Origin of the sequence: Amycolatopsis cynarae, assembly GCF_026802195.1 — a bacterium.
GTDB classification, from domain to species: domain Bacteria; phylum Actinomycetota; class Actinomycetes; order Mycobacteriales; family Pseudonocardiaceae; genus Amycolatopsis_E; species Amycolatopsis_E rhizosphaerae.
The window spans coordinates 1,939,745-1,960,912 of the sequence record NZ_CP113836.1; the positions used below are offsets into that span (position 1 = coordinate 1,939,745).

The following is a 21,168-nucleotide window of genomic DNA, read 5'->3' on the forward strand; positions in this document are numbered from 1 at the left end:
CCCGTCCCGGCCCCAGTGTGGGACACAACCGCCTGGGGGACCCGAGCCGACCGGACTTTGCCGGGTCCCTTGTCGATACGGGGTTTCACACTTCGGTGAGCAGGCCGAGGGAGCAGAGGGAACCGGCAAGGGCGATCATGTCCTGGCGGATCTGGTCGACGTCGGTCTCCCACAGCGCGGCGAGGACGGCGCTCGCGCGGTCCACGTCGCCGTTGTGCTGTTTGAGCGCGATCCACATCGCGGCGGCGGCAGGCTCGCATTCGACCTGGCGGCGGGTGCTGCGGCAGGTGAGCTGGAGGCAGCCGTTGGGGAGCATCCGCTGCGTGACACCGGGAGCGGTCTGGATGGTCATCATCACTACCTCCGAGGGCTGGCGGTCCGGGCTTGTTTCCTTGCTGTATCCAGTTTCGCGAATACGGACCGGCCGAACCATGGGGGCGGCACCTGAACGGGAGCTGGGGTTTCCCTACCCTTACCCGGCGGTGTTTCCTCCAGTCCGCCGCCCCCGGTCCCGGGGTTCAGGGGTTGCGCGCCGCGCTGCCGTCGCTCCAATCGCGCAGGCGCGCGGCCACGGTGGTCAGCACGCCGCCGAGCTGGGCGCCGAGGTAGAAGTGGCCGCCGGGGAACACCTCCACCGCGCAGCCGCCGGTGGTGTGGGCGCGCCAGGCCTGGGCCTCGGGGAGGTCGGTGACCGGATCGGTGTCGCCCACCAGGACCTGGATCGGGCAGTCCAGCTCGCGCCCGGCCCGGTGACGGTAGGTCTCGACGGCGGTGTAGTCCCCGCGGACGGCGGGCAGCACCATCCGCAGCAACTCGTCGTCGCCGAAGACGGCGCTGTCGGTGCCGGACAGCTCCTTGAGTGCGGCGATCAGGCCCTCGTCGTCGCGCTGGTGGACGTATTCGATGCGCTGCGCGGACGGCGCCCGGCAGGCGGAGGCGAACAGGCCCAGTGGCCGCGCTCCGCGTGTTTCCAGCCGTCGCGCGACCTCGTAGCCCAGGGTCGCGCCCATGCTGTGGCCGAACAGCGCCATCGGCCGGTCCTGCCACAGGCCGAGGTCTTCGGCGATGGCGTCGGCCATCGCGCCGACGTCGTCGAAGCAGCGTTCGCCCCGGCGGTCCTGGCGGCCCGGATACTGCACGGCGAGGATCTCGGCGGCCAGCCCGATTTCGTTGGCCGCACGGGAAAAGGGGAAGTAGGCGGTGGCCGATCCGCCGGCGTGCGGCAGGCACACCAGCCGCACCGCGGCTTCGTCGCTGGGGTGGAATCGCCGGACCCATCGGCTGGTTTTCGCGTTCACGGCAGTCACAGTTCAGGAAGTCTTCGGCCCATATCCCGGACCGGCAACCCCTAACGTGAAAATGATCGGTAAGCAACAGTGCGTAATCATTTTTCACCTCATCGAGCGACTTTAGATCGCGGTTGGGTGCGCTTAGGGGCCTGCTGCGACCGTCGATGCCGCAGGAAGATGACCGCCTGCATCGAGGAGTTTGCGATGAACGTGAACTGGGGGCAGCAGAACCGGAGAATCGAACCGCAGGAGGCAGGGGAGTTCTTCGAAGGCTTGTTGATCGAATGCGATGCGGGCGCGGGGGAGACCGTGCTGGTCGGCGGGGGACCGGCCAGCGGCAAGACGCAGGTGCAGAACCAGGTGGTGGTGCTGGCGAAGGAACTGGGCATCCCCGCGCTCACCGCGACCGGCGCCGCCGACGAGCGGGACGTGGACGGCGGCGTGATCGACCAGTTGCTGGCGTGCCCCGGGATGCCGCTGGACCTGGCCGAGCGATTCCGGCAGCCCGGCGGGGACAGCGCGGACCGGATCACCGGGCTGTGCGGCGCGCTGCACCGGATGGCCGGTGAACATCCGGTACTCGTGGCCGTGGACGATCTGCACCACGTGGACCAGATCTCCGCGCGGCTGCTGCTGCGCCTCCAGCGCCGCGCCCGTTCGGTGGCGTTGCTGCTGGTGTTCAGCCATGACGACTCTTGGTACGCCGGGGGTGGGCTGCCGTTCGCCTCGCAACCGCACCAGCACGTGCAGTTGACCCCGCTGTCCGTGGATGCCATCGCGGAACTGGTGCCCGGCGAGGAGCGCGACCGGTTGCCCGAGCACATCCACGAACTGAGCGCCGGAAACCCGTTGCTGGTCAACGCGCTGATCGATGCCCACCGCGAGGGAACGGACCCCGGATCGGCCTATTCCGAGGGCGTGCAACGGCTTCTGCACCGCTACGGCTCGCCGCTGCGCGAGGTCGCCACGGCGATGGCGGTGCTGGACACCGAGGTCCCCGCCGAAGCGGTGGCCACCGTGGCCGGTGTGGATCCCGTGGAGGCCGAGACCTCCGCCAGTCTGCTCGCGGGCAGCGGCCTGGTCGCGGGTTCGCGGTTCCGGCAGCAACCGGCCGCGGAAGCGGTGGTGGGCGGGCTGCGCGGATCGGAAAAGGTGCGGCTGCATGTGCGGGCCGCCGCGGTGAAGCACGCTCGGGGCCTGACCGCCACCGCGGTCGCCCGGCACCTGGTGGCCGCCGGTGAGGCGAACGCCGAGTGGGCGCTGCCGACGCTGGTGGACGCGGCGGAACAGGTGATGCTCGACGACGACGTCGAATTCGCCACCCGCTGCCTGAAGCTCGCCGCATCGGTGTCGGCGACGCCGCAGGAGCAGCAGCGGATTTCGCAGCTGCTCGCCAAGATCACTTGGCGGGTGAACCCGGCCGCGGCCGCACCGCACCTGCTGGCGCTGCGCGAGGCGGGCGATGAGCTGGACCGGTCCGACCGGGTCGCGCTCGCCAGGCAGTCGCTGTGGTTCGGTGAGCGCGGCGCCTTCGAAGGTGCGTTCGCGGCGCTCGCCGGCGAGGACGAGCCGCTCGACCCGCGCACCGCGGCCGAACTCGGCCTGGCCGGACACTGGCACTACGGCGTTTCGATGACCACGCCGGAAACCGGTGATCGCTGGCTTCGCACCGCGAAGGCGCTTTTCGGATTGTGGCGCACCGGGGGGAACGAGACGGCATCCGCCTGCGCGGAACAGATCCTGCAGAACAGCAGGCTTTCGGACAACTCCCTCGAGGCGCTCGCCACCGCCATCCTCGCGCTGGCCTACGACGGCAAGGCCGATCGGGCCGAAGGGTGGTGCACCTCGCTGAGTGAGGAGGCCGAGCACCGCGGCGCGGTGACGTGGCAGGCGCTGCTCGACGCGGTCGGTGCGAGCCTGCTGCTGCGCCAGGGCGACGCCGCGGGTGCGGCGGAGCGGGCCGCCCGTGCGGTGGCCATGCTGGACGCGCCGAACTGGGGCATCGCGATCAGCTACCCGCTGGCGACGCTGTTGAGTGCGCACACGGCGACCGGTGGGTTCAAGGCGGCCGCGGCGGTGCTGAGGCAGTCACTGCCGGACGCGGCACTGACCACGCTGAGCGGCCTCCGGTACCTGCGGGCGCGCGGCCAGTTCCATCTGGCGACCAACCGGGCGCTGGCCGCGGTCGGCGATTTCCAGCAGTGCCAGCGCATGCTGCGCGACTGGGAGCTCGACGTGTCGGCGATCGTGCCGTGGCGCACCGACCTCGCGGAGGCCAACCTGCGGTTGGGCAATCCGACCCTCGCCGTCGAACTGGCCCAGCAGCAACTCGCGTGCTCCGCGCCGACCGACGCCTACTCGCGAGGTTCCGCCCTGCGGATACTCGCGTTCGCGGGCGACGCGGCGGCTCGACAGGGGCTGTTGAACCGGGCAGCGGAGGCCTTCAAGGCCTCGGGTGACCGGCTGGAGCTGGCGAGGACCCTGCAGGGGATCAACCGGCTGGGCCAGCGCGCGGAACGCAGCCACGGCCTGGTCAAGCCGGTCCGCCTGCCGCGCCAGGCGGACCGCCCGACCCCGCACCGGCACGTCGTCCCGCGCCCGGAACAGCTGGCTTCCCCGGCCAAGCCGTCCACTGTGTCCACCGTGCCCCCTGGGTCCACTGTGGCCGGTATGTCCGGGGTGTTGAGCGAGGCCGAGCTGCGGGTCGCCGAACTCGCGGCGGAGGGGCGGACGAACCGGCAGATCGCGGAGACGCTGTACATCACGGTGAGCACGGTGGAACAGCACCTCACCCGCGTGTACCGCAAGCTCGGCGTCCCCGGACGTTCCGCACTGGCCGGCGAATTCGCCGCCGCCGAGGGTGGGAAGTAGGCGATTCCGGTGTCGCGAGAGGTACTGCTCGACGAGATCGAGTTGCGGGTCGCGGAACTCGCCCTGCACGGCACGGCCACCCCCACGATCGCGGAGGTACTGGGAGTCTCCACGAACGCGGCGGCCGGGCACCTGGCCACGGTGTACCGCAAGCTCGGGAAGGCACGATGCGGCGATGCCGGTCCCGGGCGGTGAAGGGCGGTCCGTTCCTGCGCTGGGGATGCGCATAATCTGCTACCGCCGACTGGCCGACATCCAACTCTGTTGGGAGTTCTTAGAGCGTGTCTCACTTGGCAAGTTTCTTGTAGCAGGTGATGGTGGCGCCGAGGGTGAGGAAGGCGAGGTAGTGGCTGGGTTTGCGTTCGTAGCGGATAGTCAGGCGATCGTTCTTTCGATCACCCACCGGTGTTTGCCGAGTTTCTCGGCGGATTCGATGCCCTTGCGGGCGATGCGCGGGGCGATCCTTCGCTGGCGGAGCCAGGCGCGCAGGGCGGGGATGTCGTAGGCCTTGTCGGCGTGCAGCTTGGCCGGTTTGCGGCGGCGTGGTCCGCGGCGGGAGCGGATTGCGGGGATGGCGTTGACGAGGGGTTTGAGTGCGTGGCTGTCGTGGGTGTTGGCCGCGGAGATGGCGACGGTCAGGGGCAAACCGGCGCGGTCGGACAGGGCATGGATCTTGGAGCCGGGTTTGCCCCGGTCGACCGGGCTCGGTCCGGTCAGCCCGCCTTTGGGGCTCTGTTGATCTATGTGTGGGTGGGGTGTGACCTGGTAGGAGGGGCACGTCGTTGCTGGGTCTAGGTTTCTGAGCTGTCGAGGAACAGAAACGAATAGACGGAGAACGACGTGCCCTCTGCCAGGGTATGGGGTCGGCTGTTGGGCGTGCGCAGCGCGGTCGTGGAGTCGGTGGAGTTCGACGAGGCTGGGCAGGTGTTGGTGGCTGGGGTGAGGTTGCGGCGGCGGGATCGTCACCGGTGCGGGGTATGCCGGCGGCGGTGCCCGCGCTATGACGCCGGGCGGGGCCGTCGCCGGTGGCGTGCCCTGGATCTGGGAACGGTGCAGGCGTTCGTCGAGGCGGACGCACCGCGCGTGCGGTGCCGCGAGCATGGTGTCGTGGTGGCCGCGGTGCCCTGGGCCCGGCATGGCGCCGGGCACACCCGTGCCTTCGATGACACCGTCGCGTGGCTGGCGACCACGGCATCGAGGACTACAGTCCGGCAGCTGATGAGGATCGCCTGGCCGACGGTCGGGGCGATCATCGCCCGGGTCCGCGCCGATATCGACGCTGCCGTGGATCGTCTGGCCGGGCTGCGGAGGATCGGGATCGACGAGATCAGCTACAAGAAGAATCACCGGTATCTGACGGTGGTGGTTGATCACGACACCGGCAGGTTGGTGTGGGCGGCACCGGGCAACGACAAACCCACCCTGGCCGCGTTCTTCGAGTTGCTCGGGCCGGACCGATGCGCCCAGATAACCCACGTATCAGCGGACGCGGCCGCGTGGATCGCCCGCACCGTGGCGCAGTACTGCCCGAACGCCATCCGCTGCGCTGACCCGTTTCACGTGGTCGTGTGGGCCACCGACGCTCTGGACAAGGTACGGCGCCAGGCGTGGAATACCGCGCGCCGACAACCCGGGGGCAGCCACAAGGACCGGCGTGGCCGCACCGCCTCGGCCGGTGCCGCCCAAACCATGAAACGCGCCCGGTGGGCGCTGTGGAAGAACCCCGAGAACCTCACCGACCACCAACGCCACAAGCTGGCCTGGATCGCGAAAACCGACCCGCGTCTCTACCGCGCCTACCTGCTCAAAGAAGGACTCCGGCACGTTTTCGCGGTTGGTGGTGATGCCGGTAAAGAAGCCTTGCGGCGCTGGCTGTCCTGGGCGGCACGATGCCGGATACCCGAGTTCGTCAAGCTCGCCCGAACGATCCGCTCCGAACGCATCGCCATCCACGCCACCCTCGACCACGGCCTGTCCAACGGCCTGATCGAATCAACCAACACCAAAATACGGCTGCTCACCCGCCTGGCCTTCGGATTCAAACACCCCAACGCCCTGATCTCCCTCGCGCTGCTAGCCCTCGGCGGCTACCGCCCCGAACTACCCGACCGCACCCACACATAGATCAACAGAGCCTTTTTTGGCTCTGACGGAGGCTCCGTCGAGGACCGCGCGGGACCAGTCGATCATGCCTTGGCTGCCCAGTTCGTCCAGCACCGCCCGGTGCACATCGCGCCACAGTCCAGCAGCCGTCCACTCGGAGAACCGGCGATGCGCAGTGGGTACCGTGACCCCGAAACTCGGCGGCAGATGCCGCCAGGCACACCCGCTGGTCAGCACGAACACAATCGCCGTGAACACCGCCCGATCGTCCACCGGGACATTCCGCCACCCTGCGGGCGCGCCTTTCCCGACGGGATGAGCGGTTCCACCAGCGCCCACAACTCGTCGGGCACCAGCCGCCGCGACAACTCGTCCATCACAAGTCATGATCTTGCCCGCACCTCAACCAATATCCAAGTGAGACACGCTATTAGGCGGCGGTGGTGGTGAGGGGTTCTGGTTGGCTGCGGTAGGTGCGCCCGGCCGGAGTGATGATCTCCAGAACGCCGCTGTCGGTCATGCGATGGTGCCAGCCCGGCTCGTCCTTGAGCCGATGATCGCGGCGGCACAGGCCGCAGAGATTTCCGCTGTCGGTGTCGCCGCCTTGGGCCCAGGGTTCGACGTGGTCGAGGTCGCAGGCCTGGACCGGTCGGTGGCAGCCGGGTACCCGGCATTCTCGATCGCGTACCTGCACCAGTTCCTTGGTGGCGGCGGACGGCCGGTAGCGGTGACGCCCTACCTCGATGGGTGCGCCGGTCATGGGGTCGGTGATCACCCGCCGGATCGTGGCATTCTGAGCGAGCTCCCGCGCCAGGTCAGCCGGGATGGGGCCGTGCCCGGCCAGTTCGGGGGGTTCGTTACGCAGCCCGGCCCAGGTCAGGAAGTCCAGATACACGAACACTTCCGCCCGCGGCGGCTCCACCTCGCAAGCGACACCGAGGCGCAGGTCGGAGAACACATCCGCCCGCAGCTCATCCAGCGTGCGTTCCTCACCCCTGCTCCGCAGTTCCCGAGCCACCCGATCCACCCGCGCATAGATGGTGGCGGCGATCTCGGCCGGGAGGTAGGCGTACAGCGTGGCCATCCCGTCATCCTCATGGCACAACTGAACCTTGCGACCCCGCTTGCGCTCCTCACACCGCCGGGCGTGCCCGTCGGGATCGACCCGGGCGACGGTCCTGTTCACCAGCCTCCGTACCGAGGTCGCATCCCGGGTAGCGATCTTCCCCGCCACCTGGGTATCGACTTCCCTCGCTTGTTCGTCGGTGAGGACGGAGGTTTGGTCGGCCACCTTCGATGCCCGATACGGATCCAGCTCACCCCGCTTCATCGCCTCAAACGTCGAAGGCAACCGCCGCGCCAGGTCCCGCGCGAGTGACACCTGCCCCTCTGCTTGACGCGCCCCGTAATGCAATTCGAGGGCGACCTCTTTGGGCACCGAATCGGAATCCCCCAACGCCGCCATCGCGGCCAGTTTCACCGCCTGACACGCGTTCGAACACGCCTCGGCCGCCGCGATCAGCGACAACACGTCGTCCCACTCCAGGTCGGCGATGCGTTCGTACAGTTCCGGTTTGGGTCCGGAAACCCCCCAGTTCTCGGTCACTCAACAATGCTATCGGCGACACGCCGCCAACAGTGTCACACGATCATGGTCACTTCGAACGAGAATTCGAACAAGTTTTTCGGGTACCGGGTTCGGCACTGAGGATGATCACGTGCCCCTTCGGGGCCCGGCCGGTGCCGCCCCGGCACCGGCCGGCCCCCGAAACCCCGACGCCGCTAAGGATTCTCCCGGCGGCGGTCGGCGACCACTGCCGCGATGATGTCGTCCAGGGTGCGGGTGGGGGCGAACCCGATCTGCTCGCGGGCGCGGGTGCAGTCGGGGATGCGGCGCTGCATGTCCTCGTAGCCCTCGCCGTAGGCCTGTTCGTACGGGACCTTCGCGATGGTGCTCGTGGATCCCGTCGCGGCGATCACGCGCTCCGCGAGTTGTGAGATGGTCGTCTGCTCGTTGCTGCCGAGGTTGAACACCCTGCCGTACGCCGATTCGTCCGACAGCAGGGCCACCAGGGCCGGGACGACGTCGTGCACGTGGCAGAAGCAGCGCGTCTGCTGGCCGTCGCCGAACACGGTGATGGGTTCGTTCGCCAGCGCCTGGGTGACGAACCGGGGGATGACCATGCCGTAGCGGCCGGTCTGGCGCGGGCCGACCGTGTTGAACGGCCGGACGATCACCGTGCGCAGGCCGTGCTCCACGGCGTAGAGGTAGGCGAAGGTCTCGTCCAGCGCCTTCGCCTCGGCGTAGGACCAGCGGTTCTTCAGCGGGGAGCCGATGATCCGGTCGGCGTCCTCGTCCAGTCCGTTGGCGGTGTTCTTGCCGTAGATCTCGCTGGTGGACGCGACGAGGATCGGCACGTCGTGGCGGAGCGCGGCGTCGAGCAGGTTCTCCGTGCCGTGCAGATTGGTCCGGAGGCTTTCCAGGGTCTTGTCCAGGATGGTGAACACGCCCACCGCGGCCGCGAGGTGGAACACGGCGTCGATGCCGGGCATGCACGCTTCGACCGCGTGCGGGTCGGTCACCGAGCCGCGCACGAAGCGGAAGCCGGGCTGTCCGGAAGCGCCGCGGAGGTTGTCCCGGCTGCCGGTGCTGAGGTTGTCGAGCACGACGACCTGGTGGCCTCGCGCCAGAAGATGCTCGGTCAGGTGGGAGCCGATGAACCCGGCGCCGCCGGTGATCAGGTAACGCACCTCGAGGTGTCCTTTCAGCTCGTGAACAGGGCGGTGTCGAAGCGGTAGGTGGCGTCGATCACGACCGGGCACTGCGCGAGCCATGCGTAGCCGTGCCCCGGCTGCACGGTGTGGATCAGCGCGAGGTCCCAGTCGACGCCGTGCGGATCGGCGACGTTGTCGAGCGAGCCGCCCGTGACCCGCACGTTCGGCACCAGCGGGTCGTGGTAGCCCACCTTCGCGCCCTTCGCGGCGAGCAGGTCGATGATGTCCAGCGCGGAGGAGGACCGCACGTCCTGCACACCCGGCTTGTAGGTCACGCCGACCACGAGGATCCGCGTGTCCGCCATGCCCCTTCCGTCACGGGACAGGACGTTCAGCACGCGGTCGACGACCTGCTTGGGCCGTTCCGCGATGGCGTGCATGGCCTGGGTCACCAGTGGCGCGTTGCTCTGCGTCGCCCGCAGCTGCCAGAGCAGGTAGTGCGGGTCGCAGGGGATGCAGTGGCCGCCGACGCCGGGGCCGGGGTGGAAGGCCATGAACCCGTACGGTTTGCTCGCCGCCGCTTCGATCACCTCGATCGGGTCGATCGAGAACCCGTCGCTGATCTCGGCGAACTCGTTGGCCAGCGCGATGTTCACCGCGCGGAAGGTGTTCTCGTACAGCTTGGTCATCTCGGCGGTCTCGGGCGAGCTGACGCAGTGCACGGCCGGGGTCAGCACGTTGATCACGCGCTGCGCCATCGCGGTGCACGCCGGCGTCACACCGCCCAGCACCCGGGGAGTGTCCGCCTGCGTGTGCGTCACGTTGCCAGGGTCGATGCGCTCGGGGCTGGATGCGACGAAGATGTCGCGGCCTACCTTGAACCCCTTGGCACTCAGGGGTTTCACCAGCAGTTGCTGGGCGGTGCCCACATAGCTGGTGGAGGTGAGGATCAGTGTCTGGCCGGCGCGGGCGCTGGCGATCAGCGCCGCGCACGCGTTCTTGAGCGGGCCGAGGTCCGGCATCAGGTATTCGTCGAGCCCGGTCGGCACGCACACCAGCACCGCGTCGGCCTCGGCCAGCCGCGCGGGGTCGGCGGTGAGCTGGAAGTCCTCCTGGTGCACGGCCTTTTCCAGCCGCCTCAGGTCGGACTCGATGAGGTCGACCTCGCAGGCGCGGATGGCGTCGAGCCGGTTCTGCGACAGGTCGATGCCGATCACCTCGACCCCGCCGGCGTGCAGGCCGAGCGCGGTCGGGAGGCCGACGTAACCCATCCCGATCACCGCGACCGAGGTCAGCTTGTTGCGCTGGGCCACGGCTTCGAATTCAGCGACAGTACTCGTCATTCAGGTTCACCCGTCTCTGGCAGGCAGTGAAATTCCCGGAAAAACGCGAGGTGATCGCCCCGCGGACGTGGTCAGTGCACGACGCGGACGATCTCGAACGCCTCGGCGAGGGCGGCGGAGATCTGCGAACCGCGGTATTCGGCGAGCGCCCGCACGCCCCGCTCGCTGCGGGGGTTGGGCCAGGGCTCCAACTCCTTGCCGTAGGCGCGCAGCGCTTCGAGCTTGCGCTCCAGGTCCTTCTCGTCGAGGCGCTGCCAGCAGTTGGGGCGGAAGGCGGTCGGCAGCCCGGACGCCTCCCCGACGTCGGTGGCCGAGCGGATCTCGAACGTCCGCAGCTCCCGCACGCTGCCCTTGCCGGGCCGGCCCGCGACCCGCGCCGCGCGGCTGACCAGTGCGTGGTCGGTGCTCAGATCGGCCATGCCGGTGGTGAAGATGGTGTCCGGTTCGAACTCGCGCACTTCCCGCTCCACGACCCGGTTGAGCTCGAGGTGGCTGACCGTGTCGAGCCGGTTGTCACCGAATTCGCTGATCCGCACGCGCTCCACCCCGAGCGTCTTGGCGGCCAGTTCGATCGCGGTGGTGCGGTTGGTGACGCCCTCCCCGGTCGCCGACCGGGAGCCGTCGTCGTTGGTGAGGATGCAGAGCGACACCGCCACGCCCTCGTCGGCGAGGCGGGCGATCGTACCGCCCGCGCCGAGCGTCTCGTCGTCGCCGTGCGCTCCCACCACCAGCAGTCTGCGTATCTTCCTGTGCATACCGATCCCCAGCCTTCATCCAATGGGCGAGCCATTCCGGAACCGGCCATCGCCGAAAAACGCGGGCGAGCACGGCACAACGGAGTCGAAAGGTCTGTCGAAGATGCCCGAAAATCTGTCACCGGCGAGTGCGGCCTACAACCCCTAAAGACCTTCTAAAGCAGACCTTGGTGACAAGGAACCCGGTGCGTAGGGGCGGGGCCGCGGGGTCACGCTCGAACCGTCCTTTGTGTACCTTCCGGGCATGCCGGGCCCGGGACCCGCCGGGGTAGGGGCCGGATTCCGCCGTGCTTGGGGGGCCGTTAGGGGTGGGTGCGCCGTTCGTGCGCTCGTATCGTCACATCCGACTGTCCGGCGAGGCGGAAGGAACGAGGACACGTGGGCAACTCCGAGGAAAAACTGGTCGGTGCGCTCCGTGCGTCCCTCAAGGAGACCGAGCGGCTGCGTGAGAAGAACCAACGGCTGACCGAGGCCGTGCGGGAGCCGATCGCGATCATCGGCATGGCCTGCCGCCTCCCGGGCGGCGCGAACACGCCGGAAGACCTCTGGCGGTTGCTCGACGGCGGCGTCGACGCGATCGGGGAATTCCCGGCGAACCGGGGCTGGGACCTCGAACGGCTCTACGACCCGACCGGCGAGCGCCCGGGGTCGAGCTACGTCCGAGAAGGCGGCTTCCTCCACGACGCCCTGGACTTCGACGCCGACCTCTTCGGCATCAGTCCCCGGGAAGCTCTGCTGATGGACCCGCAGCAGCGGCTGCTGCTGGAAACCTCCTGGGAGGCCTTCGAACGGGCCGGTATCGCGCCGCATTCGGTGAAGGGCAGCGAAACCGGTGTTTTCGCCGGCACGATGTACCACAACTACCAGGGCAGCTACGGCTCGTCCGGGGTCATCTCCGGCAGGCTCGCCTACACCTTCGGGCTCGAAGGACCCGCGGTCACCATCGACACCGCGTGCTCGTCTTCGCTCGTCGCGTTGCATCTGGCGGTGCGGGCCCTGCGCGGCGGTGAGTGCTCGCTCGCCCTCGCCGGTGGCGTCTCGGTGATGTCCACGCCGCGGACGTTCGTGGAGTTCAGCCTCGACGGCACACTGGCCCGCAGCGCCCGCTGCCGGGCGTTCGCCGACTCCGCCGACGGCACCGGCTGGTCCGAGGGCTGCGGCATGCTGCTCGTCGAACGGCTCTCCGACGCCCGCCGCAACGGCCATCCGGTGCTCGCGATCGTCCGCGGCACCGCGATCAACCAGGACGGCGCGTCCAACGGCATGACCGCGCCCAACGGCCCGGCACAGCAGCGCGTGATCCGCCAGGCGCTCGCCAACGCCAGGGTGGTGCCCGAAGAGGTCGACCTCGTCGAGGCACACGGCACCGCGACCAGGCTCGGCGACCCCATCGAGGCGCAGGCGCTGCTGGCCACCTACGGCCGGAGCCGGCCGGAGGACAGCCCGCTGTGGCTGGGTTCGGTCAAGTCCAACCTCGGCCATACCCAGGCCGCGTCCGGCGTCGCCGGGGTGCTGAAGATCGTCCTGGCGCTGAACAACGGCGTGATGCCGCAGACGCTGCACGTCGACCGGCCGACCCGGCAGGTGGACTGGACCGCGGGGCGGGTCGAACTGCTCACCGAGCGGCGGCCGTGGGAGCGCAACGGGCATCCCCGCCGGGGTGCCGTCTCGTGTTTCGGCCTGAGCGGCACCAACGCGCACGTCATCATCGAAGAGGCCCCCGAAGAAGTCCCCGAGGGCGCGGAAGGCGCAGCGGCCGCGCATCCGCGCGAGGAAGCCGCGATTCCGTTCGTGCTGTCCGGCCGGACGCCGCAGGCGCTGCGGGCGCAGGCCGCCCGGCTGGCCGACCACCTCGCCGGGCACCCGTCCGCGCCCCCGCTCGACGTCGCGCGCACGCTCGCCACCGGACGCACCCACCTCGACCACCGTGCCGCCGTCGTCGGCCGCGGCCACGCGGAACTGCTCGCCGCACTGAAGGACCTCGCGAACGGCGAGCCGGGCGCGATCACCGGAGTCGCCCGCGGCGAGACGAGCACCGCGTTCCTGTTCTCCGGACAGGGGTCCCAGCGTCCGGGCATGGGCCGGGAGCTGGCGTCGGCCCACCCGGTGTTCGCCGCGGCGTACGCCGCCGCCTGCGCGGAGCTGGACAGGCATTCCGGCCGCCCGATCCGGGAAGTGATCGACACCGACCCGGAAGCGCTGGCACGGACGGGAAACACGCAGGCAGCGCTGTTCGCCTTCGAGGTCGCGCTGTTCCGCCTCGTCGAGTCGTGGGGTCTGGTACCGGACGCCGTGTGCGGCCACTCGATCGGCGAGGTGGCCGCCGCGCACTGCGCCGGCGTGCTCTCGCTCGAAGACGCGGCCAGGCTGGTGGCCGCCCGTGGCCGTCTGATGCAGGCGCTGCCCGAAGGCGGTGCGATGGTCGCCGTCGAGGCGACGCCCGAGGAGGTGGCCGCCCACGATCCGGAAGGGACGGTCGACCTCGCCGCCGTCAACGGCCCGCGCTCCGTGGTGCTCTCCGGCGAGGAGGCCGCGGTGCTCGCGGTGGCCGCGAAGTTCACCGGGGCCGGACGCCGCACCACCAGGCTGCGCGTTTCGCACGCGTTCCACTCCCGGCTGATGGAACCGATGCTGGCGGAGTTCCGTGCCGTCGCCGGGAACCTCACCTACCGGCCGCCGGCGCTCACCGTCGTTTCCAGCGTCACCGGCGAGGAGGTCCACGCCGAGCTGACCGATCCCGAATACTGGGTGCGCAACGTCCGGCAGCCGGTGCGGTTCGGCGACGCCGTCCGCACGCTGGCCGCCGAGGGGGTCAACCGGTTCCTGGAGCTGGGCCCGGACGCGCCGCTGTCGGCGGTGGTCCCGGCCGCCGACGGCGTGGTCGCGGTCGCGGCGCAGCGCCGGGACGTGCCGGAGGACGTGGCGCTCGCCACCGCGCTGGCGACCCTGCACGTCCGCGGCGTCGTGCCGGACTGGACCGCGTATTTCACCGCCCGCGGTGCCGGGCGTACCGACCTGCCGACCTACGCCTTCCAGCAGCGGCGGTACTGGCTGGAAACCTCGCCGGACTCGGGGGACGCGACCTCGATGGGTCTCGACCCGGTCGACCACCCGCTGCTGGGTGCCGCGACCCTGCTCGCCGACACCGAGGGCGTGGTGCTGTCCGGCCGGATCTCGCCCGCGACGCACCCCTGGCTGACCGATCACCAGGTCGCCGGCACGATCCTTTTGCCCGGCACGGCTTTCGTCGAGCTCGCCGTCCGCGCGGGAGACGAGGCCGGCTGCGGCCGTGTCCGGGACCTGACGCTGCACGCCCCGCTGGTCCTGGCGCCGAAGGGCGCCGTCCGGATCCAGGTGCGGGTCGGCGGGGCCGCCGCCGACGGTTCCCGCCCGATCAGTGTCCATTCGCGACCGGACGGCCTCGCCGCGGGCGGTGACTGGGTCCGGCACGCGGACGGCACGCTCGCGCCCGCTTCCGGGAACCGCACTTCGTTCGACCTGAGTGCCTGGCCGCCCGCCGGTGCCGAGGTGGTGGACGTCGAGGGCATGTACGAGATGCTCGCCGGGCACGGCATGGCCTACGGCCCGGTGTTCCAGGGACTGAAGGCGGCCTGGCGTTCCGGCGGCGACATCTACGCCGAAGTCGCGCTCCCCGAGCAGGAACGTCCCGCTGCCGGTGGATTCGGACTGCACCCCGCGATCTTCGACGCGACGCTGCACGCCGTCGGGCTCAGCGGGGCGGCGGGCGAGGGCACTTCGCTGCCGTACTCGTTCTCCGACGTCGAGTTGACGGCCGCGGGCGCGTCCGCGCTGCGGGTGCACGTCCGGCCGGCCGGGGAGCGGACCGTGGAACTGCGGCTGGCCGACTCCGCCGGGCTGCCGGTGGCCAGGGTCGGTGCGCTGACACTGCGCCGGATCAGCGACGAGCAGCTCGCCGCGGCCCGCGCGGTTCCCGGTGGCACCGACTCCCTCTACCGGATCGACTGGGTCCCGGCCACGCTGCCGGCTGCCGCCGGGGTCCCGGATCTCCTGGTACACGAGGTCGCGCCGGGAACGGACGCGGCCGCGGCGAAGAAGGCCGTCCACAAAGTACTGTCCGTGGTGCGGGACCGGCTCTCCGGAACCGAATCCGGCCGCCTGCTCGTGGTGACCCACGGTGACCTCGCCGGGGCCGCGGTCGCCGGACTCGTCCGCACGGCCCAGGTCGAGAATCCGGGGCGGATCGTGCTCGTCGAGGGCACCGCGACGCCGGAGCAGCTCGCCGCGATCTCCGCGGCGGACGAGTCGGCCGTCCGGATCGCGGACGGCGAGGCGTCCGTGCCCCGGCTGGTTCGCGCGGTGCCCGAACCCGGCGAGATGCCCGACTGGGGCACTGTGCTGCTCTCGGGCGGTACCGGCGCGCTGGGCAGGCTCATCGCCGTGCACCTGGCGCGGCGGCACGGCGTCAAGAACCTGCTGCTGGTCAGTCGCCGAGGGCCGAAGGCGCCGGGCGCGGCCGAGCTCGTGGCCGAGCTGGCGGAACTGGGTGCCGAAGCGACCGTCGTGGCCGCCGATCTCGCGAACCGGGCGAAAGTCAAGGCGCTGCTGAAGAAGTACCCGGTGAACGCGGTCGTCCACGCGGCCGGTGTGCTCGACGACGGTGTCCTCGCCTCGATGACGCCCGAACGGATCGACGCCGTCTTCGATCCGAAGGCCCTGGCCGCCTGGCACCTGCACGAGCTGGCCGGTGACCTCACCGCGTTCGTCACGTTCTCTTCGGCCGCCGGGGTACTCGGCGCGCCCGGCCAGGCCAACTACGCCGCCGCCAACGCCTTCCTCGACGCCCTCGCCGAGCTCAGGCGCCGGGAAGGCAAACCGGCGCTGTCGCTGGCCTGGGGCATGTGGGAATCGTCCGCGGGCATGGCGGGCGAAACCCAGGGCAAGCGCGGCCTCGGCGCGTTCACGGCGGAAGAGGGCCTGGCGCTGTTCGACAGCGCGGCCGGCGCGGCGGGCGGGGTGTACGTCCCGATCAAGCTCGACCTGCCCGCCTGGCGCGAGGCGGTCGCCGTCCCCGATCTGCTCCGCGGCCTCGTCCCGGCGGCCCGGCGGGCGGTGTCCGGCGGTGAGGCGGGTGCGGACTCCCTGCTGGGCAAGCTGATCAGGCTGCCGGGGGACAAGCGGCTCGAACACCTGCGGGAGCTGGTGATCCGCCACGCGGCCGCGGTGCTCGGCCACCGTGCGGCCGACGTCTTCGACGCCGACCGCGCCTTCAAGGACCTCGGTTTCGACTCCCTCACCGCCGTCGAGCTGCGCAACGCGCTCAACGAGGCCACCGGCCTGAGCCTGACCGCGACGCTCGTCTTCGACCACCCGACCGCGGGCGACCTCGCCGCGCACCTGTACGAGTCGCTGCTCGGGGACCTGGGCGACGCCGCGGTACCCGAGGAGGCCCCGCTGCCCGCGGGCGCCGACGAACCGATCGCGATCGTCGGCATGGCGTGCCGGTTCCCCGGCGAGGTCGCCTCGCCGGACGACCTGTGGCGGCTGGTCGCCTCGGGCGGCGACGGCATCGGCGACTTCCCCGCCGACCGTTCCTGGGACATGGACTACTGGCTGGCGCAGGTGGCGCCGGACGGCGGCACCCCGCAGGGCGGATTCGTCCGCGATGCCACCGAGTTCGACGCCGCCTTCTTCGGCATCGGCCCGAACGAGGCCGTGATGATGGACCCGCAGCAGCGGATGCTGCTGGAGTCCTCCTGGGTGGCGCTCACCGGCGCAGGACTGGACCCGTTGTCGCTCAAGGGAAGCAGCACCGGGGTGTTCGTCGGCGTGATGCAGTCGGATTACGACCCGGGTGACGCGATGGACAGCGGCAGCCGCTACCGCGGATCGGGCGCGCTGAGCAGCGTCGTCTCCGGTCGCGTCGCCTACGCCTTCGGACTGGAGGGCCCGGCGGTGTCGGTGGACACGGCGTGCTCGTCCTCGCTGGTCGCGCTGCACCAGGCGGCGCAGGCGCTGCGGGGCGGGGACTGCTCGCTGGCGCTGGTCGCCGGGGTGTCCGCGCTGGTCTCACCCGCACCGTTCGCGCAGTTCGTGGACGGCGCCGTGGCCCGCGACGGCCGGTGCAAGCCGTACTCGGCCGCCGCGGACGGCTTCGGCTGGGGCGAAGGGGTCGGCGTGCTGGTCGTCGAGCGGCTCTCCGAGGCGCGACGGCACGGCCACCCCGTGCTCGCGGTGGTGCGGGCCAGCGCGGTCAACGCGGACGGCGCGTCCAACGGTCTCACCGCGCCGAGCGGATCCGCCCAGGAGCGGCTGATCCGCCGGGCGCTCGCCACCGCCGGGCTCGAACCGTCCGAAGTGGACGCTATCGAGGGCCATGGGGCCAGCACGCCGCTGGGCGACCGCATCGAGGTCTCGGCACTGCTCGCGACCTACGGTAAGGACCGGCCCGCGGACCGGCCGCTGTGGCTGGGATCGGTGAAGTCCAACCTCGGCCACACCCAGGCCGCCGCGGGCGTCGCGGGCGTGATCAAGATGGTGCAGGCGCTCCGCCACGGCGTGCTGCCGCGGACGCTGCACGTCACCGAGCCGACGGCCGACGTCGACTGGGGCGCGGGCACCCTCCGGCTGCTCGGCGAGACGATGCCCTGGCCCGAGGCCGGCCGTCCGCGCCGCGCGGCGGTTTCGGCCTTCGGTTTCAGCGGCACCAACGCGCACGTGATCCTCGAACAGGCACCGGCGGACGAGACCCCCGAAACCAGTAGGACTCCCGAGCCCGCCGAGACCGGTACGGCCGAGGACGGCGGCGCGGTCCTGCCGCCGCTCGTGCTGTCGGCCAGGACCGCCGCGGCACTGCCGGATCAGGCGCGTGCCCTGCTCGCGCACCTGGAGGCCGATCCTTCGCCGGACCTGGCCGGCGTCGCGTATTCGCTGGCCCACCGCCGTCCGCTGTTCGGGCACCGGGCCGCGATCGTCGGGGCCGACCGTGACGAGGTGGCCTCCGCGCTGCGCGAACTCTCCGCTTCGGACAACGCGGTGACCGGCCGGGCCCGGCCCGGGGGCACCACGGCGTTCCTGCTGCCCGGCCAGGGCGTTCAGCGTGCCGGGATGGGGGCCGGGTTGTACACGGCGTTCCCGGCCTTCGCGCTGGAGTTCGACCGGGTGGCCGCCGGGTTCGACGCCCACCTCGGCCGGTCGCTGCGCGAGGTGATGTTCGCCGAAGCGGGCTCGGCCGCCGCGCAACTGCTCGGCCAGACGCAGTTCGGCCAGGCCGCGGTGTTCACCTTCGAGGTGGCGCTGTACCGCCTGCTCGAGTGGTGGGGGCAGCGGCCCGACGTGCTGGTCGGCCACTCCGTGGGTGAGATCGCGGCGGCGCATCTGGCCGGTGTGCTCTCGCTTAACGACGCCGTGAAGCTGGTCGCCCACCGCGGCCAGCTGATGGCGGAGATGCCCGCCGGTGCGGTCGTCGCGATCGAGGCCGATGCCGGGGAGGTGCGCCCGCTGCTCGGCGCGGAGGCCGCGCTGGCCGCGGTGAACGGCCCGAAGGCCGTGGTGGTCTCCGGCACGGAGAGCGCGGTCCTGGCGATCGCCGGGCACTTCCGCGAGCTGGGCCGGCGCACGAACCGGCTCCCGATCGGAGCCGCCGTGCATTCGCCCCTGCTGGACGAGATCCTCGAAGAACTGGAGGAGATCGCCGCGGAGCTGACCTACGACGAGCCGCGGATCGCCGTCGTGTCGACCGTGACCGGCACCGCGGTCACCGGCGAACTGCGCGAACCGAAGCACTGGGTGGACAACTGCCGCGAAACCGTGTTGTTCGCCGACGCGGTGCGGGCGACCGGGGCGGCCCGCTTCGTGGAACTGGGCCCCGACGGGGTGCTCACCGCGCTCGCCCAGTCCGCGCTGGCGGGCACCGGCGACACCGGCGCGAGTGACGCCGTGTTCATCCCGGTGCTGCGCGGGAACCGGCCCGAGGTCCCCGCCGCGCTGCTGGCCGCGGGCGGGCTGCACGTCGCGGGGGCGGGTCTGGACATCCGCCGCCTGTTCACCGGCCAGGCGGCGAAAACCGTGCCCCTGCCCGATTACGCGTTCCACCGCACGCGCTACTGGCCGTCGGTCGACATGGAGGCGCGCCGGGCGGCGGGGGAGCACGCGGTGCCGGGCCTGCCGCCCGCGCGGCTCGAAGAGGCCATCACGGACCACGTTCCGTTCGAGCGGACCGAAAAGGGACTGCGGCAGTTCGTGCTCGGCCAGGCCGCGGCCCTGCTCGGCTACCGCGAGGCGGACTCGATCGACCCGGAGGCGCATTTCCTCGAATTCGGTTTCGACTCGCTCACCGCGATGGAACTGCGGAACCGCATCGCGAAAGCGGCCGGGGTCGAGCTGTCCGCCTCGGTGGTGTTCGACCACCGGAGCCCGGCGGGGCTGGCGAAGCACCTGCTGGCCGTCCTCACCGCCGATGGTGGCGAGAAGCCCGCGGGAGACCCGGTGAAGGAACTGTTCGCCGAGGCGGTCCGCGGCGGGCGCGTGGAAGACGGCATCGCCCTGCTGGGCGCGGCGGCGAACCTGCGGCCGAAGTTCGGCGGACCGGCCGACCTTGGTGCCCCGCCGCGCCCGCTGGCGCTGGCCGGGGACGCGCCCGGCCTGCGGGTGCTGGCGGTGCCTTCGCCCGCGGCGATGAGCGGGGCGTACCAGTACGCGAAGCTCGCGGCGGAGTTCCGCGGCACGCGGGCGGTTGCGGCGCTGCCGATGCCCGGATTCGCCAGCGGCGAACCGGTGCCCGCCGACCTCGACGCGGTGCTGGAGGTGCTCGAAGAGAGCGTCCGGCTGGGTGCCGGGGAGCGGCCGTACGCGCTGCTGGGCTATTCGTCGGGCGGGGTGCTCGCGTATGCGCTGGCCTCGCGGCTGGAGAAGTGCGGCCTCGTCCCGGCGGCCGTGGTGCTGCTGGACAGCTACGAGATGGACGGCGGCGGCGAAGCCACCGCCGGGACGGTCGCCGACATGGCGGCGGGCATGCTCGAACGCGAGGAGCAGTACGGCCCGTTCGACCGGGACAAGCTGACGGCGATGGCGCACTACCTGGGTCTGCTGGAATCGGTGGAGCCGGGTGAGGTGAGTGCCCCGACGGTGCTCGTCCGGCCCGAGCACCGGTTCACCACCGCGGGCGGCACTCCGGACGGGGCGGGCGAAGACCCGGCGGCCTGGCGCACGACGTGGCATCGCGCCGACGCGGTCGTCACCGTCCCGGGCGACCACTTCAGCGTCGTCGACGCCGACGCCGGCACCACCGCCGGTGCCATCGGCGCCTGGCTCGACGAGCTCACGTGACGGAGGCGGTCGACGGGTCTCCGGGAGCGGAAGGCGGAAGGAGGGCGGCGATGCCGTCGAGGATGCGGTCGAGCCCGAAGTCCACGGAGGTGGCCGCCGGGTACTCGCCCCTGGCCGCGAGTGCGGCCAGATGGGGGTAGTCGCGCTCGGCGAGGAGGGGGCTCAGGAACGCGCGGACCCCGGCCGCCCGCGGCGGGAAGTCGGCGGAGTCCGGGTCGGTGCGGGCGCGGAGGCGCTCGGCCGTCGTGCGGGTGAAGTCGGCCACCAGCCGGGCGCAGCCGAGAGCGTCCACATCGGACAGACCGGCCGCGGACAGCGCCGCCAGCAGCCGCTCCGTCCAGCTGAGGTGGTGCGGTGTCACGGGCCCGCCGCGGAAGGAGACGTCGAGCAGCCACGGCCGGGCGCGGTAGCGTTCGAGCGCGGCGTGCGCCCAGGAACGGACGGCGGCCCGCCAGTCCGTCTCCCCGGCCCGCGGGGCGGGGGGCGGTCCGAGTCCGGTGTCCGCCAGGAGGATCAGCAGTTCCTCCTTCGAGCCCACGTAGCGGTACAAGGCGTTGGTGGTCAGCCCGAGCGAGGCGGCGATGTTGGGCAGCGAGGCGGCGGCCAGCCCCTCGGTGTCGGCGAGTTCGACGGCCGCGGCCACGATCTGCGCCAAGCTGTGCGAAGGCTTCGGACCAGGGCGGGACCGCGGCGCGGTGACCCAGGCCGCGGTCAGGCCGGGTGGCAGTCCCGGAAGCTCGTGGGGGTCGGGTTCGGTCGGCATCTTTCGCTCCGCAGCCTCGTTCC

At 71.2% G+C, this 21,168-nt stretch carries 10 protein-coding genes and 3 pseudogenes; 4 read left to right on the forward strand and 9 right to left on the reverse strand.

Going from position 1 to position 21,168, the window contains the following annotated elements; all coding sequences use genetic code 11:
• Positions 1-85: 85 nt before the first annotated feature.
• On the reverse strand, positions 86-352 hold the full coding sequence (locus ORV05_RS09300; protein ID WP_268758043.1) for a hypothetical protein: 267 nt from the start codon (positions 350-352) through the stop codon (positions 86-88).
• A 166-nt stretch (positions 353-518) separates the two neighbouring features.
• On the reverse strand, positions 519-1,298 hold the full coding sequence (locus ORV05_RS09305) for a thioesterase II family protein (RefSeq protein WP_268758044.1): 780 nt from the start codon (positions 1,296-1,298) through the stop codon (positions 519-521).
• Between the two features lie 195 nt (positions 1,299-1,493).
• Between ORV05_RS09305 and ORV05_RS09310 the strand changes: the two genes are divergently transcribed.
• The gene (locus tag ORV05_RS09310; RefSeq protein ID WP_268758045.1) at positions 1,494-4,160 is read left to right on the forward strand and encodes a helix-turn-helix transcriptional regulator; all 2,667 of its coding nucleotides are present in this window, start codon (positions 1,494-1,496) and stop codon (positions 4,158-4,160) included.
• Between the two features lie 9 nt (positions 4,161-4,169).
• A complete protein-coding gene (locus ORV05_RS09315) occupies positions 4,170-4,355 on the forward strand; it encodes a helix-turn-helix domain-containing protein (protein ID WP_268758046.1) in 186 nt (61 codons plus the stop codon).
• A gap of 91 nt (positions 4,356-4,446) precedes the next feature.
• On the opposite strand, the pseudogene ORV05_RS09320 reads toward ORV05_RS09315, so the two are convergent.
• Positions 4,447-4,883, reverse strand: a pseudogene (locus tag ORV05_RS09320) (transposase); the annotation flags it as partial.
• A gap of 117 nt (positions 4,884-5,000) precedes the next feature.
• Here ORV05_RS09320 and ORV05_RS09325 point away from each other — a divergent pair.
• Complete coding sequence (locus tag ORV05_RS09325; RefSeq protein ID WP_268758047.1) at positions 5,001-6,284, forward strand: ISL3 family transposase; 1,284 nt, start codon at positions 5,001-5,003, stop codon at positions 6,282-6,284.
• Positions 6,285-6,293: 9 nt separating this feature from the next.
• Here the strand turns inward: ORV05_RS09325 and ORV05_RS09330 are convergent.
• From ORV05_RS09330 to ORV05_RS09350, 5 genes and pseudogenes are all read right to left on the reverse strand, one after another.
• Positions 6,294-6,643: pseudogene (locus ORV05_RS09330) on the reverse strand (transposase); the annotation flags it as partial.
• Between the two features lie 50 nt (positions 6,644-6,693).
• Positions 6,694-7,794: an HNH endonuclease signature motif containing protein gene (locus ORV05_RS09335; RefSeq protein WP_268758048.1), complete on the reverse strand. Its 1,101-nt coding sequence runs from the start codon at positions 7,792-7,794 to the stop codon at positions 6,694-6,696.
• A 251-nt stretch (positions 7,795-8,045) separates the two neighbouring features.
• Positions 8,046-9,014: an NAD-dependent epimerase/dehydratase family protein gene (locus ORV05_RS09340; RefSeq protein ID WP_268758049.1), complete on the reverse strand. Its 969-nt coding sequence runs from the start codon at positions 9,012-9,014 to the stop codon at positions 8,046-8,048.
• Between the two features lie 14 nt (positions 9,015-9,028).
• The gene (locus tag ORV05_RS09345; protein WP_268758050.1) at positions 9,029-10,321 is read right to left on the reverse strand and encodes a nucleotide sugar dehydrogenase; all 1,293 of its coding nucleotides are present in this window, start codon (positions 10,319-10,321) and stop codon (positions 9,029-9,031) included.
• A 71-nt stretch (positions 10,322-10,392) separates the two neighbouring features.
• Complete coding sequence (locus ORV05_RS09350) at positions 10,393-11,076, reverse strand: PIG-L deacetylase family protein (RefSeq protein WP_268758051.1); 684 nt, start codon at positions 11,074-11,076, stop codon at positions 10,393-10,395.
• Positions 11,077-11,499: 423 nt separating this feature from the next.
• Between ORV05_RS09350 and ORV05_RS09355 the strand changes: the two are divergent.
• Positions 11,500-20,382 (forward strand): annotated as a pseudogene (locus tag ORV05_RS09355) (SDR family NAD(P)-dependent oxidoreductase); the annotation flags it as partial.
• Here the strand turns inward: ORV05_RS09355 and ORV05_RS09360 are convergent.
• Positions 20,375-21,145, reverse strand: a complete 771-nt coding sequence (locus ORV05_RS09360) for a TetR/AcrR family transcriptional regulator (protein ID WP_268758053.1) — start codon at positions 21,143-21,145, stop codon at positions 20,375-20,377. The pseudogene ORV05_RS09355 and the gene ORV05_RS09360 sit on opposite strands and share 8 nt — an antisense overlap.
• Between the last annotated feature and the right edge of the window lie 23 nt (positions 21,146-21,168).